At 43.2% G+C, this 17,064-nt stretch carries 16 protein-coding genes; 15 read left to right on the top strand and 1 reads right to left on the bottom strand.

Going from position 1 to position 17,064, the window contains the following annotated elements; translation table 11 throughout:
• The first annotated feature begins 24 nt into the window (after nt 1–24).
• The 3 genes from ACI4L0_RS11360 to ACI4L0_RS11370 are packed head-to-tail and all read left to right on the top strand — an operon-like array spanning nt 25 to nt 2,085.
• On the top strand, nt 25–711 hold the full coding sequence (locus ACI4L0_RS11360; RefSeq protein WP_439800288.1) for a metal ABC transporter ATP-binding protein: 687 nt from the start codon (nt 25–27) through the stop codon (nt 709–711).
• Nucleotides 698–1,534 (top strand): metal ABC transporter permease, encoded by an 837-nt coding sequence (locus ACI4L0_RS11365; RefSeq protein ID WP_439800289.1) that lies wholly within the window; start codon nt 698–700, stop codon nt 1,532–1,534. The genes ACI4L0_RS11360 and ACI4L0_RS11365 overlap by 14 nt, the downstream gene beginning before the upstream one ends.
• Nucleotides 1,531–2,085 carry a hypothetical protein gene (locus tag ACI4L0_RS11370; RefSeq protein ID WP_439800290.1) on the top strand — a complete coding sequence of 185 codons (555 nt, stop codon included), beginning with the start codon at nt 1,531–1,533 and terminating at the stop codon, nt 2,083–2,085. The genes ACI4L0_RS11365 and ACI4L0_RS11370 overlap by 4 nt, the downstream gene beginning before the upstream one ends.
• A 5-nt stretch (nt 2,086–2,090) precedes the next feature.
• Here ACI4L0_RS11370 and ACI4L0_RS11375 read toward each other — a convergent pair whose 3' ends face one another.
• Nucleotides 2,091–3,083 (bottom strand): hypothetical protein, encoded by a 993-nt coding sequence (locus ACI4L0_RS11375; RefSeq protein ID WP_439800291.1) that lies wholly within the window; start codon nt 3,081–3,083, stop codon nt 2,091–2,093.
• A 118-nt stretch (nt 3,084–3,201) separates the two neighbouring features.
• Between ACI4L0_RS11375 and cas2 the strand changes: the two genes are divergently transcribed.
• From cas2 to ACI4L0_RS11435, 12 genes are all read left to right on the top strand, one after another.
• Nucleotides 3,202–3,492, top strand: coding sequence for a CRISPR-associated endonuclease Cas2 (gene cas2, locus ACI4L0_RS11380; protein WP_439800292.1), 291 nt, complete (start codon nt 3,202–3,204; stop codon nt 3,490–3,492).
• A gap of 54 nt (nt 3,493–3,546) precedes the next feature.
• Nucleotides 3,547–4,681, top strand: a protein-coding gene (gene prfB, locus ACI4L0_RS11385; protein ID WP_439800293.1) for a peptide chain release factor 2 whose coding sequence is annotated in 2 segments (ribosomal slippage) — nt 3,547–3,615 and nt 3,617–4,681 — 1,134 coding nt in all. Because the reading frame shifts where the segments join, the coding sequence is not laid out codon by codon here.
• 44 nt (nt 4,682–4,725) lie between these two features.
• On the top strand, nt 4,726–6,357 hold the full coding sequence (locus ACI4L0_RS11390; protein WP_439800294.1) for a hypothetical protein: 1,632 nt from the start codon (nt 4,726–4,728) through the stop codon (nt 6,355–6,357).
• Nucleotides 6,358–6,434: 77 nt separating this feature from the next.
• On the top strand, nt 6,435–7,310 hold the full coding sequence (gene ftsY / locus ACI4L0_RS11395; RefSeq protein ID WP_439800295.1) for a signal recognition particle-docking protein FtsY: 876 nt from the start codon (nt 6,435–6,437) through the stop codon (nt 7,308–7,310).
• Entirely contained in the window at nt 7,310–8,161 is an 852-nt protein-coding gene (locus tag ACI4L0_RS11400) for a hypothetical protein (RefSeq protein WP_439800296.1), read from the top strand. Before ftsY ends, ACI4L0_RS11400 begins: the two co-directional genes overlap by 1 nt.
• Nucleotides 8,162–8,190: 29 nt before the next feature.
• Nucleotides 8,191–9,471 (top strand): ABC transporter permease, encoded by a 1,281-nt coding sequence (locus ACI4L0_RS11405; protein ID WP_439800297.1) that lies wholly within the window; start codon nt 8,191–8,193, stop codon nt 9,469–9,471.
• The gene (locus ACI4L0_RS11410) at nt 9,464–10,156 is read left to right on the top strand and encodes an ABC transporter ATP-binding protein (protein WP_439800298.1); all 693 of its coding nucleotides are present in this window, start codon (nt 9,464–9,466) and stop codon (nt 10,154–10,156) included. The genes ACI4L0_RS11405 and ACI4L0_RS11410 overlap by 8 nt, the downstream gene beginning before the upstream one ends.
• A complete protein-coding gene (locus ACI4L0_RS11415; protein ID WP_439800299.1) occupies nt 10,153–11,490 on the top strand; it encodes an ABC transporter permease in 1,338 nt (445 codons plus the stop codon). The genes ACI4L0_RS11410 and ACI4L0_RS11415 overlap by 4 nt, the downstream gene beginning before the upstream one ends.
• Nucleotides 11,491–11,527: 37 nt before the next feature.
• A complete protein-coding gene (locus ACI4L0_RS11420) occupies nt 11,528–12,064 on the top strand; it encodes a UvrB/UvrC motif-containing protein (RefSeq protein WP_439800300.1) in 537 nt (178 codons plus the stop codon).
• On the top strand, nt 12,064–13,170 hold the full coding sequence (locus ACI4L0_RS11425) for a hypothetical protein (RefSeq protein WP_439800301.1): 1,107 nt from the start codon (nt 12,064–12,066) through the stop codon (nt 13,168–13,170). Before ACI4L0_RS11420 ends, ACI4L0_RS11425 begins: the two co-directional genes overlap by 1 nt.
• 9 nt (nt 13,171–13,179) lie before the next feature.
• Nucleotides 13,180–15,750 carry an ATP-dependent Clp protease ATP-binding subunit gene (locus ACI4L0_RS11430; protein ID WP_439800302.1) on the top strand — a complete coding sequence of 857 codons (2,571 nt, stop codon included), beginning with the start codon at nt 13,180–13,182 and terminating at the stop codon, nt 15,748–15,750.
• Nucleotides 15,751–15,752: 2 nt separating this feature from the next.
• Nucleotides 15,753–17,030 carry a valine--pyruvate transaminase gene (locus ACI4L0_RS11435; RefSeq protein WP_439800303.1) on the top strand — a complete coding sequence of 426 codons (1,278 nt, stop codon included), beginning with the start codon at nt 15,753–15,755 and terminating at the stop codon, nt 17,028–17,030.
• The last annotated feature ends 34 nt before the right edge of the window (nt 17,031–17,064 follow it).

The following is a 17,064-nucleotide window of genomic DNA, read 5'->3' on the forward strand; positions in this document are numbered from 1 at the left end:
TTTAGAAGGTAAGAGGATTTAATTATGGCATATATCACTTGTAAGAATCTTGTGCTTGGGTATGAAGGAAATGCTGTGTCGCCGCCAGTTAATTTTTCGCTGGAAAAGGGAGGCTATCTTTGCATACTCGGTGAAAACGGAAGCGGCAAGACAACTCTTGTGCGCACTCTTGTCGGGCTGCAAAAAAAAATATCCGGGCAGATTCTTGCAGGTGACGGGCTTAAGAAAAATGAAATCGGATACCTTCCGCAGCGGCTCATGGTTCAAAAAAATTTTCCTGCTTCTGTCTGGGAAGTTGTCATTTCAGGGACTCTTTTGTCCGGAAAATGCGGCCCGTTTTACAGGCGGAAGCAGAAAATGCTTGCAGTGGAGCAGATGGAGCGAACGGGAATTTCTTCCTTGCGCCGCAGAAAATTTTCGGAGCTTTCCGGGGGACAGCAGCAGCGTGTTCTTCTTGCACGTGCCCTGTGCGCCGCCCAGAAGCTTCTGATTCTTGATGAGCCTGTGGCTGCCCTTGACCCTGATGCTTCCGCTGAATTTTATTCGCTCCTAAAAAAACTGAACAGAGAAGGGCTTGCAGTTGCAATGGTGAGCCATGATTTGAATTCAGTCGGCTATGCGGATCATGTTCTCTGCTTCCACCGGGAAAATGTTTTCTGGGGAACAAAAGATGAATTTCTTTCCATGGAGAAAAGAAATGGAGCTTGCTGAAAAACTTTTTTATTATCTTTCGTTTTCGTTTGTAAGATATGCTCTGCTTGTAGGCATTATGATTTCACTTTGCGCATCGCTTCTTGGAACTGTTCTGGTGTTGCGCAGATATTCGTTTATTGGCGACGGTCTTTCTCATGCGGCATTTGGAGCTTTTTCGGTTGCCTCCGCGATGAGGCTGGTTAACAACAGTTTTTTTGTAATGCCTGTTACTGTTTTGTGCGCGGTGTTTCTTTTGTGCGCGGATAAAAGCAAGAAGGTTCAGTCTGATTCCCTTGTGGCGATGCTTTCTGTGGGCGCGCTTGCAGTGGGCTATCTTGTGATGAATGTTTTTTCGTCTTCAGCCAACATTTCAGGTGATGTCTGCTCAACTCTGTTTGGCTCCACGTCAATTCTTACGCTTACAAAATTTGATGTTGCATTGTCGCTGGCAGTTTCGTTTTCAACTGTCCTTGTTTTTGTTTTGTTTTACAACAGAATTTTTTCTGCGACCTTTGACCCTGATTTTCTTTGCTGCGGAAAAAAAAGCGCGCGGGTCTATGATGTGATTATAGCTGTTATCACGGCTGTTGTGATTGTCCTTGCAATGAATCTTGTTGGCTCTCTTCTTGTAACGGCAATACTGGTTTTTCCTGCGCTTAGCTCCATGAGTGTGATGAAAAGCTTCAAGTCCACTGTGGTTTATTCGGCGGTGCTTGGAACGGCATCTTCGTTTTTGGGAATAGTGCTTTCCATTCTTTTTTCAACTCCCGTCGGAGCTACAATCGTTGCCACGGATATTGTCATTTTTATTCTGCACTGCATAGCGGGGAAATTGATATGATGAAAAAACAAAGTGTACTGTTGCTTTTTGCAATATCTGTGTTCTGCGTGTCCTGCACTGAACGAAAAAAAAATCCTTCGGGAATAAAACGAAGCGCCGGTGTTTCTGACGTGCTTGAAAAAAGAATTCTTCAGGAAAAAAATCCCGGAATTCCTCAGGCTGAAAAAGAACAATCTGATTCTTCGCCTGAAATATCCGCTGAAAAAATTCCTGTTGACTTTGACCTTTCAAAAATGAATCCTGACATGGCATACGCATTTTTGTTTCAGCTCATGCTTGACAGCGAATCTTACAGCGGAAAGACTATCAGGATGAATGGAACTTATGAGCTTCTTCCCGGCCGGGAAAAACCGAACAAATACTGCATTGTTACGGACATGAGCGCCTGCTGTGTCCAGGGGCTTGAATTTGAAATTGCCGGGCAGCAGGAATATTCACTTGAGCCTGGACAGAAAATAACCATCAGCGGAGTTTACACTTTATATCCGAGTGTTTCTCCTGATGGAATGGAATACACCGCAATGAAGCTTTCAAATGCGGTGCTGGAATAGAACCGTCATTCTATTTCGAGTGAAAAATTATCGAGCGTGCTTTCCGACCATTTTTTGCTCAGCTCAGGGTATGTTTCTTCAAGTGAAAGAAAATAAGTGAGCGCGGAAGGAAAATCACCTGTGTAGTAATAGGATTCGCCGAGATAAAAGCTTGCGCGGTCGGTGACATTTTTGCTTCTGTTCTGCGCAAGGAATTTTTTCAGCGCATCAATTGAGTCTGAATATTTTTTCTTTACAAATGATGTGCGGAGAATTTCAAACAGCAGATATTCATCTCCGCCGGACGGGCTTATCAAATCTTCATCAAAGATATAGACAGGCAGCACTTCAGGCTGAATTCTCTTGGACTTTAAAAGCGGCTGAACTCTTTTTCTTGATTCCCTGCTGATTTTCTGCTCGCCGGGCTTTTCTGTTTTTCCAAGGACGTCTATGAGCGGCAGCGGAATTTCTCGCATTTTATCTTCGTATTCCTTTTTTTTCGGCTCGGCTTTTTTTATGGAAGGCTGTCCTCTGTAAATTGGCGCGACAGGCTTTATTCCTTCTGTGGTCGCATTCACACCCGGAAGCACAAGGCGGAGCGGAGTTTCGGTCTGAAGCTTTTTTTTGCCGTCAGTCTGCTCGTCATAATAAAGACCGCTGTTTTTTTGCGCGCCTGCATTTTCCGCTGTCATTGTAATCACTGCATAAAAATATTCACTGGTATCTCTTGGCGAATCAGTGTAGGTGTCTGTGCTTTTTTCAACACTGGCAAGCGGTTCGGCGAATTCAATCTGCCCGTAGCTTGTGAAAGGCTTTTTGCTTCTGTAAATCAGAAATGACGAAACTGAATCCGCGTTGTTTCTGGGCAGAATCCAGCTTATTGAAATTTTTCCGTCTTCAGCCTGAAAAGCGTTGATTCCCGTGACAACAGGCCGCTTGGTTTGTGCGGATAAAGCTGCTGCGGAAAAAACACATAATATCGTAAAAAGAAATTTTCTAATTGAACTTGCAGTTTTCATGCTTATATTTTGGACTAATTTTCCTTGATTTTCAAGTGCATGCTTGGATTGCGCGCCAGAATATTCCGGAATGTGCTTTGGTTTGACAATATCCTGTGTTTGATTTATTCTATATAATATGTTTGTTTCTGTGATTATCGATCCCGGCGGACTTGACAGCGGAAAAATGATGGTTGACATTCTTTCGCGGTATGGTTTTCAGAAAATTCAGCGTTCCTGCTGGGAAAGCATGACACTCGGCGAATCGGAGCTTTCCGCATTAAAAAGAGATCTGGACAGAGTTACTGACTACTATGACAAAATCAGAATATATCAGTTTCCTCTGGGCGGCTTTTTTGTTATTACAGAAATGAAGCAGAAAAAATGGCGGAAATGCAGTTTCACCGGGAATATCAGTTCTAAAAAATAACGGCGGCGCGGTTAAATCTGTGTTCGCTGGCAGCATTAAAATTTGAGGATAATTATGGTTGAGGATTTTCAGGAGCCTATTGCACAGCTGAAGGCAGATGTTTCGGCTGTTTGGGGGCGTCTTTGACGTTGATGACATCAATAGCAAGATAGCGGAAAAAGAAGCTTTGACAACTGCTCCCGGTTTTTGGGACGACAATGTAAAAGCTACAAAAGTCATGAATGACATAAAGCTGCTCAAGGGCAGGATTGAGCCGTGGCGCGATTTGGTTCAGCGTGTTGACGATCTTGAGGCTTTGTATGAACTTGGAATTCAGGAAAATGACAAGGCTGTGGAAAACGAGCTGAGGGAGCAGTACGAAAAGACAAAGGCCGACTACGATCATCAGAGTATTTTGAATCTTCTGAGCGATGAAGTTGACAAAAACGACTGCTATCTTTCTGTTCACGCTGGAGCCGGCGGAACTGAAGCCTGCGACTGGACTTTTATGCTCAGCCGAATGTATCAGAGATGGGCGGAGCGGCATGGCTACAAGATTGAAGTGCTTTCCCAGGAAGAAGTTGAAGGCGGACTGAAGTCAATCAATATGCGGATTTCAGGGCCTTATGTCTACGGGTATACAAAGGGCGAAGCCGGAGTTCACCGTCTTGTCCGCATAAGTCCGTTTGACGCCAATGCGCGCCGTCATACATCTTTTGCCTCGGTCTATGTTTTCCCGGTGCTCGATGACAGCATCGAAGTCAATATTGACCCGAAGGATTTGCGTGTGGACACATACCGTTCAGGCGGAAAAGGCGGCCAGCATGTGAACAAAACTGAATCCGCCGTGCGCTTCACTCATATTCCAACGGGCATTGTTGTTGCCTGTGACAGCGAGCGCAGCCAGCTTATGAACCGGGCTTCAGCTATGAGTATTTTAAAGTCACGGCTGTATGAATATTACAAGGAAGAGCGCGAAAAGGAAAATTCCAAATTTGCAGGCGAAAAAAAAGACATTTCATTTGGAAGCCAGATTCGCTCCTATGTTTTCCAGCCGTACACAATGGTAAAAGATCACCGTACAAAATATTCAGTGGGAAATATCCAGGGCGTAATGGACGGAGATATAGACGGCTTCCTTGATGAATTCTTGTCGGCAAAATGGAAAGATCTTCCTTCTTCATCTGATGATGATGGAGATGATTTGTAGAGATGTTTTTCCCCTTTCAGAAATTTTACAGAAAATTTTTTTTTATGATTTCTCTTTTTGTATTTCTGGCAGGGGATTGTTTTTGCGGAACATGGATTCTTGCGGCAAAAAAATTTGACTTTGACAATGAAAAGGCGCTGGCTTCTGTTGAGGAAGATTTGGCGTGCATTATGCCCCAGCTCATCATGGAAAAAATTTCAGAGGGGATTTCGCGCAACACTACTCCGCAGGAAATGCTTGACCGCTCCCTGAATGTTCTTCTTGTCGAGCGGCAGTCTTTGTTTCTTCAGCTTTCAAAGGAAATAAAAGCGCGGGATTCCATTTTTATTTCTGAAAAAAGCAGCAGGAAAATAAAAAAACAGATTTCTGCGCAGGAAAAAAAAATAAACGAAATAAAAACTGGTATTGATGAGAACTTAAAAAACACGCAGCAGCTTTACAGGGAATTTGAAAATTCTCAGGCGGAACAGGAGGAAAAAACAGAATCTGATTTTAGTCCTCTTCCGTTCAATCCTTTTAAAAATCTGTTTGTGAAAAAAAAGTCACCTCTGCTTTTGCCGAGCGAAGATGAAAATGTTGAATTCTACCAGGGAAATGTATACGCTTTTTTTTCGCCGTCGCAGAAAGCGCTTGACTCTGGAATTGAAAGCTGGAAATTTGAAAGCGAGGCTGTTGCTGCAAATATAAACGGGCTTATTGACGGGCGCATTACGGTTTACGGAGAATATTTTTCAATTTCATGCGTGCTTTATAATTTTCCCGGGCGGAAAATTTTAGGGCAGATTACGGAAGTCGGCTCGCTGAAAGACTACATTGCTGTTGCGGAAAACACGGCAAATTATTTTATTCCTGTTATCGCGAATAGTTTTCCTGTTGAGATTTTTTTTGACATCCGCCCTGAGGAGGCTGCGGAAAATGCGGTTGTTTCAGTTGATGGAAATGTATACAAGGGAAACCCCGGAAAGGTTTCTGTTCCAGCTGGGAAACATTCTGTCAAGATTGAATCCAAGGGCTATATTTCGCGTTCTATTGTCTATGATTTTTCAGGAGCAAAAAAATTTTCAGTTTATGGAAGCATGAAGCCAGCTCTTGAAATTTCAGGGAACATAAAATTTCAAAAGAACACAGAAAATTTGCTTTTGTATTCCGGCAGTGATTTTATTGGAGGCATTTCCGCAGAAAATCCTTTTATGGAATTTTCATTTGACGGAACACCGCTTATTGGGCAGGCGAAATCGGAGCAGGATGATGATTCCCTGTATTTTTTTTATGTGCCTGAAAATCTTCAAAAAGATCAGGCGCGGCTTTCGGTGAAGGGAAAGCCCGTCAATCATTCTGAGTATATAGACAAGCGGAGAATTGCGGCGTACAGGGCATATACACTTTTGGTGCTTTCAATGCCGTTCACATTGTATTCTGTGGGAAAAAACAATGCGGCTACAGATGCGTATAACCGCGGCTCTCTTACTGACTATGATGAAGTCAAAAAGTGGCGGCAGTACGGAATGATTTCAAGCGGAATTACTTTTGCGTGCCTGGGATTTTTTGGCTTTGAGCTTGTGCGCTATCTTGTTGCCGCAAACTCTGTGCTTCCTTCAAATGCAAAAACGGACAGCGCAGAAAATATTTATATAGAGCCTCTGGAAAATTCAGTTTTTCAGGACGGCTCCAAATGAGAGTGAAATTTTAGAGTTATCTTGAAGAGGTTTGCTTTTCAGGGTTTCATTTAATAAAATTCCGGAGGATTTATAACATGGCGAAAATTCCATTTTCAGAGAGGCTGAAATCTATTTTCGGCGGAAGTAAAAATGCTGAGGAAAATTTTTTTGAAGATTTGACAGATGCGCTTGTGGAAGGCGATTTGGGCGCAAAAAATTCCGTTGAAATTGTAGATGCTCTGGAGGCTGTGTGCAAAAAAGAAAAGAAAACTTCCCCCGCTGAAATTACCGCTGAGCTGAAAAAAATTCTTCTTGGTTATTTGAAGCCTGCCGCGATAGAACCTGAAAACGGAAAGGTTTGTGTTTTTATGGTTCTTGGAGTCAACGGGGTAGGCAAGACCACAACTGTTGCAAAAATGTCGCGGCTTTATTCTGGAAAAAATATAAACGTGATTATGGCGGCTGCTGACACTTTCCGCGCGGCTGCGGTTGACCAGATTTCCATGCACGGAGAAAAACTTAATCTGCGTGTTGTAAAACATCAGATGGGAAGCGATCCGGGCGCAGTTGTTTTTGATGCCGCAGATGCTTGCCGTGCTGGCGGTGGCGGACTTGTGATTGCGGATACAGCAGGGCGGCTTCATAACAAGGAGCACTTGGTGAATGAGCTTAAGAAAATCGACAGAATCTGTGTTTCAAAGGCGGATAGCGGATGCTATAAAAAAATTCTTGTGATTGACGCTACAACAGGTCAGAATGCAGTGCGCCAGGTTGAGGCTTTTAATGAGGCAGTGGGTGTTGATGCGGTTGTTCTTACAAAGTACGATTCGACTGCAAAAGGCGGCGCTCTTGTTTCGATTGGAAAAGATTTCAATATTCCAGTTTTATTTGTTTGCACCGGAGAAAAATACGAGAACATTGAAAACTTTAATCCTGAAAAATACGTGGATGAATTCCTTGGGATTGAATGATGTCTTTTTTTCAGGCTCTGTTTTTTTTATATCTTCTGTTTCCTGTATTAAATGAAGATCAGCTTCTTATTTCTTCGATGCTGAAAGGAAATCTTGGAACCAAGCAGGCTGCATTGCTGAAAAGCAAAGTGGAATTTTTTCTGAATGAAAATTCCGTTTCTGCATTTTATAGTGAGAATTTTAAAAATAACGGTTCGGAATTGTATCTGTCTGATTCCCAGGGAAGAATGATTTTATTTAAATACGATCAGGAATTTTTAAGCGTGTCGGAAAATGCGAACGGAGCTTTTTCCTGCGTGTCTGTGAACCAGGACGAATTTTCAAGGGTGGAATATAATTGCGATTATCGGCCTGTTGAAAAAATAATCTGGAAAAATGCGGACACTGTTTCTGACTTGAAAATTCTTATGAAGGAAAACTGGAGTTATTCCGGCGATGATATTTTTTCATTCAGAGAGGATTTTGAAAATAAAAAGTGCTATGAAATTCGCTACAATGATGATTTTCTTCCGGTCTGTGTTTTTGAATTTTCTATGCCTTCGGAAAATGATTCTGACGGAAAAAAACAGCTGGTGAAAAAATCATTTTTTTCTTATGATAGTGAAAAGCGGATTATATCTGACGAGGAAATTTTTTATGATGAAAAAATTCCTGAAAAAGAAATCTACAAAAAAAAGTCGCTTTATTCCTACACACAAAAAAGTTCCAGCGCGGACTTTAAGTTCTACGAAAATGATGTGCTGAGATTTTCTGTGGTGTACAGCAGCGATGATGATTTTGAGGAAACTGTGTATTTTCCGGGAGGCGGTTCTATTGTGAAGCGTTTTAAAAATGGAGAAAAAATAAATTGAAGCTCAGTTCAGTATTTTGAGAGGAAAAAGTGAATTCGGATTTTAAATGGATATGTTTCGTTTCCAGGCGAATAAACAGGGTTAACGCAGACGGAAGAACTGCCGCAGCTGCTCATTTGGCGGCTCTGGGAATTTCGCTTGGTGTTATGGCTTTGATTGTTGTAATGAGTGTTATGAATGGATTTCAAATGAGATCTATAGATTCCATAATGGAAATTTCATCTTACCATGTGCAAGTGACCGATGTGGAAAAAACAAGCTTCGAGCAGTGGAGCAGGGAAAACAAAGATGTGATTTGCGCTGTTCCGTTTTATGAAGCACAGGGATTGATGGTTGGAAATTCCAAGTCGCAGTGCGCTGCTGTTGTCCGGGCTGTTCCAGAAAATATAATGGAGCTGGATCCGGGCTTCAGAAGAACTTTGAAGATTGTAGTAGGGGATTTTGATTTATCTTCTGAAAACTCAATTATCATAGGAAGCACTTTGGCAAATTCTCTGAGGGCCGGGCTTGGAAGTGTTGTGAATATTGCGGCGCTCAGCGGCTCAAGCGATGTGGAAATGCTTTCTTCCAGCAGGCAGTTTGTTGTGACTGGAATTTTTTATTGCGGCTATGCGGAAATAAATTCATCATTTGCTTTTATAGGATTTGATGCAGGAAAAAAAATTCTTGGGAATTCGTCTGCTGAAAAATACGGCGTAAAGCTTGCTTCTTCTTCAAAGGATGTTTCGTTTGTAAGAAAATGCAGGGCGGCTTTTTCCAATGCAAAAATTGTAAGCTGGCGCGAATACAACCGCAGTTTCTTTGGTGTTCTCCGCATGGAAAAAAATACGCTCTTTGTTATTGTGCTTTTGATTTTTCTGGTTGTCGCTATAAATATTTTTAATTCAATGAAAAAATTAGTCTTGGAGCGGAAAAACGAAATTGCAGTTCTTTCTGCGCTTGGAGGTTCTGCAAAAAATGTTCAGGCGGTGTTTATAACGCAGGGAGCTATCACTGGTTTTGCAGGAGCTGTGACCGGGCTGATTCTGGGAATTTTTATTACCTTGAATATGAAAACTGTGTTTGCCTTGCTTTCAAAAATTCAGTTTGGAATTGAATATATTGCTGCAATGATTTTTAATCCCGAGTACAAGAATTTTGTAACAGAAAATCCGTTGTTTGCAATTTATGCAAGAATTTCTCCAAGAATATTTTTGCATGAAGTTTTTTTGATTTTTTTCTTTGGTCTGATTTCATCGGTTGCGGCTGCATTGATTTCAAGCCGGAGTATTTTAAAAATGACAGTGTCAGAGGTTTTGCGTGATGAGTGATCAGAAAATTATTTTATCGATAAAGAATTTGGAAAAAGTTTACAGAACATCAGGAGAGGAGCTTTCAATTTTAAAGAAACTGAACATGGAGCTTTGCCAGGGACAGATATGCGTGGTTGTTGGAAAAAGCGGAAGCGGAAAATCAACGCTGCTTAATATTATCGGCGGCTTGGATAAGGCTAGCGGCGGTACTGTTTGCGCCGGCGGGCTTGTTGTAAATGAAATGTCTGAAAAGCAGCTTGTAAAATTCAGGCGCAATTTTTTAGGAATGATTTTTCAGTTCCATTATCTTTTAAAGGATTTCACTGCGCTGGAAAATGTTTTTCTTCCGGCTCTTATGGCTGGAATGTCAAAAAAGCAAGCTTCGGAAAAAGCCGAATCCCTGCTGGAAGCTGTCGGCATGAAAGATAGAATGTATCATCTTCCTTCTGAGCTTTCAGGCGGAGAACGGCAGAGGGTTGCTGTGGCGCGCAGTCTTGTGAACGATCCCGAGCTGATACTGGCGGATGAGCCGACCGGAAATCTTGATCCTGCAAGCGCGGAAACTGTGGGCAATCTTCTTTTTTCACTTTCCAGGGAATACGGAAAAACTTTGATTCTTGTCACACATGACATGAATCTGGCTGCAAAAGGACAGGTGCGCTATTTAATGGAAAACGGACAGCTTCGGGAGCTTGGTGTATGAATTTACAGGCATGTCTTCTTTATTCCAGAAAACTGTTTTTTTCAAGAGCCAGGGACCGCGATTCCAGCATGGGAAGACGAAGCCTTGCAGGGGCGGTCGCATGTGTCGGCATAAGCCTTGTTCCCTTGGTTGTTCTGCTTGTTGTTAGCAACGGAATGGTTCAGGGCATGACAAGCCGGATGATAAAACTGTTTTCCCAGGATATTCAGGTTTCTGTTTTCAGGGATTCAGCATATTTGAATTCATGCACGGACTTTTCTGAAATGGCGGAAAGTTTTCTTGATGTGCAGGGCGTGAAGGCGGTTTTTCCAGAGGTCAGGGGAATGGCTCTTGCCGCTGGAAAAAATTACCGTTCTGGTGCTTTTGTCCGGGGAATTCCGCAGGATTTGTTTTTAACGAATTCTTCATTTTCATCTCTTTTTAAAGTTGTAGAGGGAAGCACCCGGCTTACAGAGAGGACTGCTGTAATCGGAGAAAAAATTTCTGAGCAGCTCGGACTTCACGTTGGCGACAATATAAAAATCATAACCGTGAACACAGCCGGAAAAAGGTTTATCCCAAAGGTTGCGCAGTTTACAGTAGGGGGAATTATTTCCAGCGGATATCAGGCTCTTGATGCGCTGTGGGTTTTTGTGCCGATTGATTCCGCCTTTGCTTTGCTTTCAAAGTCCTCGCTCGGTTTTTTTGTGGGAATTGAAACTGAGGATTCTTTTTCCTCGCAGCTTTCGTCAATCACAGAAAATGTCGGGCGTTTTGTTTCATTTGACGATGAGCTTGACGGCTCTGAGGTTTTGACATGGAAACAGGTGAATGAATCGGAGCTTGAAAACTTTGCTTCCACAAAAGCTCTGCTTGTTGTCATCATGGTCATGATTGTGATTGTGGCAAGCATAAATGTCAGCTCCTCTGTTCTGATAATTGCAATGGAACGCAAAAAGGAAATTGCGCTTTTAAAATGCATTGGAGGCTCTCCGGGCGGAATTTCTTTTTCCTTTGTTTTGACTGGAATGTTGATCGGGCTTGCAGGCGTTTTGATTGGAATTCCGTGCGGACTTTTGATTTCCATGAATATAAACGAAATTATAGGCGGCATAGAGCAGCTTGTGAATTTTATTGAAAATTTCTCTTCGTATTTTTCCAGCGGCAATGTTTCTGCCGGAAAATTTCATCTTCTGGATCCGGCTTATTATCTTCAGGAAATTCCTGTGAAAATTCCAGGAAAGGAACTGACGGCGGTTGCTGTGTGCGCAGTGGCTCTTTCAACTCTGGTTTCCCTGATTCCTTCAGTGAAGGCCGGACGGGAAAAACCCATTGACACTTTGCGTAAAGTGTAATTTATGGTACACTCACTAACTGGAAACGAGGAAAAATATGATTTGTGATTTTTGCCATGAACGGGAAGCTGTGATTTTTATGGAGCAGACTTCATCTGACGGTTCCCGGCGGAAAATAAATATATGTCTTGATTGCGCAATGGAGCGCGGAATTTCTCCTGACCCAAAAAGCATTGAGTCTTCAATAGGAAATCTTTTTAAGGAGCTTGCGGACATTTCAAGGAAAATTGCAGAAAGGGAAAGCAAGCTGTGTCCTGTTTGCGGAAGTTCCCTTGGAGAAATAAAGCGCAATGGAAAAACCGGATGCCCCGAGTGCTATGCGATTTTTAAAAATGACATACGGTGTTTTTTGGAAAACAGCGGCGTAAAGGAAATTTTCAGAGGGTCAATGCCTGCACGGCTTTCTTCTGTGCGTTCAGTTTTAAATGACAGAGTTATTCTTCAGAACAAGATGAATAATGCAGTTCAAAAAGAGGATTATGAAAAAGCCGCGATGTACAGGGATTATTTAAAGGCTCTTGAAAAAAATGCGGTGTCCGGTCTGGCGGATTCCCCTGATGAGGAAATTGGCTGATGGCTCAGAAAGAAGATGTTTCAGGCGCATGGTATGCAAGCGCAGGTTTGGAGCAGGATGTTGTGGTTGCAACAAAAGCTGTGCTTTCAAGAAACCTTGCGAATTTTCCGTTTCCGTCCAGACTTACTGATTCTGAAAGCGAGCATGTGCAGTCGATTGTTTTTGATGCTTTTAATTATCTGAAAAACGCAGATGAATTTCAGGCTGTTTCTGTTTCAAAGCTTGATTCTGTTGGAAGCAAGATAATGCATGAGCGCGGAATTCTCTTTGATTCCTCGGGGAAAATGCAGGGGCTTATTCTGCGCAATGACGGTAAAATTTCCTGCACTGTAAATACTGATGACCATCTGAAAATCTCTTCGTTTATCCCGGGGCTTGGAGTTGATGCCGCTGTAAATTCTGTGTATGAAATCGACAAGGAGCTTCAGAAGCGGATTCAGTTTGCCGCAAGCTACGAGTTCGGATATCTTGCCTGCTCTGTTCTCAATTCGGGAAGCGGACTTTCTGTCTGCGTAAATCTTCATCTTCCGGCGTGTTCATTCCTTGGAAAAATACAGCCGATGTCAAAAAAAATCACAGATGATAATTTCACTTTTTCTGCCTGCTATGGTTCAGGTGGAAGAAATGCCCTGAGCGGTTTTTCGGAAAACGGAGCTTCGCTGGGCTGCTATTATATTGTTGCTCCAAAAAGTTCTGCCGGCGGAAGTGAATTCGACCAGATGACTTCGGTGCACTGCGCTGTCCAGTCAATTTTGCGTGAAGAGCGTTCTGCAAGAAAAACATGCAGCTCGCAGCATTTGATAGAAATTTCAAACTATGCGTTCCGCTCACTGGCTTTGGCAAAAAACAGTTTTTTTGTTTCTCTCAGAGAGGCTGTTGATATTATAAGCGGAGTGAAATTCGGAAAGGATATGGGGCTGTTTTCTGGAATTGAAGATCATCAGCTTCATGCTCTGCTGTACAGAATTCAGGAAGGACATCTTGAGTATGTTCTTGACAATGGAAAATTTAAATTTGAAAAAGATATTCAGGAAAATCGTCCGCGTAAGATTGAGCGGCTCAGGGCTTTGATTTTGCAGGAAGCCTTTGAAAACATTGAGAAGTGAGGTTCCTATATGTATGAAAATTTTTCTCCGAGGGCGCAGAGAATTCTGATTGCCCTTGCGCAGGATGAGGCATATTTTCTGGGAAGCCGGCAGATTGATCCGGAGCATATTATACTTGCGCTTTTAAAATCTGCGGAAGGGCTTGGATATGTTGCGCTTCAGCAGCTTAGGGTAAACGTGCTCACTCTTCAGCTTGCGATTGAGCAGAGCATGCCTTCCCATTTGCCGGACACACAGCTGAAAACAATTCCGAATTCAGAGCGGACTGAAAAATTTCTTAGGCAGGCGGCCTTTGATGCAAAGACAATGCAGTGCAATTATGTCGGAACCGAGCATTTGCTTTTTGCCGCTGCCACAGAAGAGCGTTCGCTTTTGTGGGCATTCTTGAAGCGCGCAGGAATCAGCATTGAGCAGGTCAGAAAAACAATTACGGATGTCCAGAAAAAAATTCCTTCCTCGGCGGTAAAGGCTTCCTCTGATTATCCGGCGGAAAATTCCCATGGTTCTCCTGTTCCTTTTATGTCAGACGGAACTTCCCAGAGAAAGCAGAAGCAGTCCGGAATTCTTGCGCAGTTTTCGCGTGATTTAACACAGGACGCAAGGAACGGAACTCTTGACCCTGTTGTGGGGCGCGAAAAAGAAGTGTTCCGCACAATCCAGATTTTGAGCCGGCGCACAAAAAATAATCCTGTGCTTGTGGGAGAGCCTGGCGTTGGAAAAACTGCGATTGCGGAAGCTCTTGCCCAGCGCATTGTAAGCGGCGATGTTCCCCCTGATATTTCGGGCAAAAGAATTCTTCAGCTTGATCTTGCTGCTATGATTGCCGGAACAAAATACCGCGGAGAATTTGAAGAGCGCCTAAAACGCGTGATGAAGGAAATAAAGGAATCAAAAAATATAATACTGTTTGTTGACGAGCTTCATACGATAATTGGAGCCGGCGGCCCTGAAGGTTCAATGGACGCAAGCAATATGATAAAGCCTGCTCTGAGCCGCGGTGAGCTTCAGATGATCGGCGCGACCACCACAAGGGAATACCGGAAATATTTTGAAAAGGATTCAGCGCTTGTAAGAAGATTTCAGACTGTAAAAGTTGAAGAGCCTTCTGAAACTGAAACGCAGGAAATTCTTTTGGGGCTGAAAAAATATTATGAGGATTTTCACCACGTTGTCTATGAGGATGATGTGATTCCATTGATAGTGTCATACAGCAGGCGTTACATTTCTGAGCGTTTTCTGCCGGACAAGGCGATTGATATTCTTGACGAAGCCGGCGCGCTGAAAAAGCTTCAGGAAAATGTCCGTCCTGAAGAACTCGACAGGCTTGAGGCTGAATACGCAAGGTGCAATGAACAGAAACGGGAGCTTGTTGCTTCCCAGGAATACGAAAAAGCCGCCTACATACGCGACCATATAAATTTGCTCCGCTCGGAAATTGAAGATTTGAAGCGAAACTGGAAATCCTCTGATGCGGCAAAAAAGAGGCGGGTTACCACTGATGATGTTCGCAGGGTGATAAGTGAAATTTCAGGAATAGATGTTTCGCGGCTTGATGAAGGAAAAACCGGAAGACTTTTGAACATGGAGTCTATTCTGCACAAGGAAGTTGTCGGGCAGGATGAGGCTGTTGCTTCTATTTGCAGCGCAGTTCGTAGAAACAAGGCAGGAATTTCTTCGCACAAGAGGCCTGTCGGTTCTTTTGTTTTCCTTGGCCCAACCGGCGTCGGAAAAACCCAGCTTGCTAAATCGCTTGCAAAATTTCTTTTTGGAACAGAAGATGCCCTTATCCGCGTGGATATGAGCGACTACATGGAAAAGCAAAATGCCTCCCGTCTTGTTGGCGCTCCTCCGGGATATGTGGGCTACGAGGAAGGAGGTCTTCTCACTGAGCAGGTGCGGCAGCATCCGTATTCGGTTGTTCTGCTGGACGAAATAGAAAAGGCTCATCATGACATCTATAATCTTCTTCTTCAGCTTCTTGAGGAGGGCGAACTCAAGGACAACCTTGGTCATACGGTGAGCTTTAAAAACACTGTGATTATTATGACCAGCAATGCAGGCGCGCGCGAAATCACTGCGGAAGGAAGAATGGGATTTTCATCTGCAAAAACCGGTCTTGTTCCGTATTCGGAAATAAAAGCCAGCGCACAGGAAGAACTGAAGAAAATAATGTCGCCTGAGCTTCTTAATCGAATTGACGATGTTCTTGTTTTCAATGCACTTTCAAAAGAGCAGATTGCTTCAATTCTGGAAATTCAGCTTTCAGAGCTTGAGGAGCGGCTCGCTGAAAAATCAATTTCGCTTGCTGTCAGCCCTTCAGCCCGGGAGTATCTTGTTGAGCATGGATATGAGCCTTCAATGGGTGCGCGTCCTATGCGCCGCCTGCTTCAAAAGGAAATAGAAGATCCGCTTGCAAATCTTCTTCTGCAGAATGAAAATTCAGAAAACGCCACTGTCTGTGTGGATTGCTCTGACGGCTCCATTGTGCTTAAGCTTTCAAGAAAAAGAAAACCGTCTGTTTCCCGGACGAAAAAAAATTCCGCCTCCGGCAAAAAAACAGCAGCTTTAAAAAAGGTGTGATTATGTTTTCAGATTTTGGAAAAAAACTTACAGGCGAATCAGGAATTCTTCAGCTGATGGAAGACCTGGGTTCTCCTGTTCCGGCCGAAAAAAAAGTCTGTTCGCTTGGCGGCGGAAATCCTGCGCAGATACCGGAAATAGAAAAACTGTACCGCAGGGAAATGGAAAAAATTCTGGCGGACGGGCGTTCCTTTGAAGATCTCATTGGAAAATATGACGGTCCTCAGGGAAAAAAGGATTTTATAGATTCTGTTGCGCTGTGCTTTTCGCAGAGATTCGGGTGGAATATTGCGCCTGAAAATATCGCAGTCTGCAATGGAAGCCAGAGCGCGTGCTTTTATCTTTTTAATCTGCTTGCCGGAACTGTCACTTCTTCCAGCGGCGAAAAGACCAGGAAGAAAATTCTTTTTCCGCTCGTGCCTGAATATGTCGGCTATGCGGATCAGGGAATTGAAAGCGAAATGTTTGAAAGCATTCCGTCGCGCTTTGAGGAGTACAGCGACAATACTTTTAAATATTTTGTTGACTTTGAAAAGCTTGAATCGCGCCTTGCCCGGGACAATAGCATTGCCGCCCTTTGTGTCAGCCGCCCTACAAATCCCACGGGAAATGTTCTGACCGACACTGAAGTTGAAAGGATGTCCTGCCTTGCTGAAAAGTATTCGATTCCGCTTATTATTGACAATGCCTATGGACTTCCGTGGCCGCATATTATTTTCAGCGATGCAAAGCCCTTCTGGAATGAAAACATTATTCTGAGCATGAGCCTTTCAAAAATCGGACTTCCAAGTCTGCGCACAGGAATTATTATTGCACGCAAGGAAATTGCCGCCGCACTGTCCAATCTGAATTCCATTGTTTCTCTTGCATCCGGAAGCCTGGGACAGTCAATCGCCATGAATCTTATAAAAAGCGGAGAACTCATTGAATCTGCCGCGCGCTATGTCCGCCCCTATTACGAGCAGAAAAATAAATTTGCCCAGAGCCTTGTGCACAAATATTTTTCAGGAACAGATTATTCAGTTCATAAAGGCGAAGGCTCGATTTTTCTGTGGCTGCTGATGCGCTCGCTGAAAATCACTTCAAAGGAGCTTTATAAAAAACTGAAGGAGCAGGGCGTTGTTGTTGTTCCCGGCGAATATTTTTTCTTTGGAAACAACGGCGCATTTAAATCGCATCCGCATTATTCAAAATGCATAAGAATAAATTATGCCTGCCCAGACAGCGAACTTGAGGAGGGAATTAGAATCATCGCTGAAACCTACAGAAGAAACTCATAGACAGGAGCGAAGAAAATCTTGAAAAAGTGTTTCC

The organism is Treponema sp. (assembly GCF_051883275.1).
Classification (GTDB): domain Bacteria; phylum Spirochaetota; class Spirochaetia; order Treponematales; family Treponemataceae; genus Treponema_D.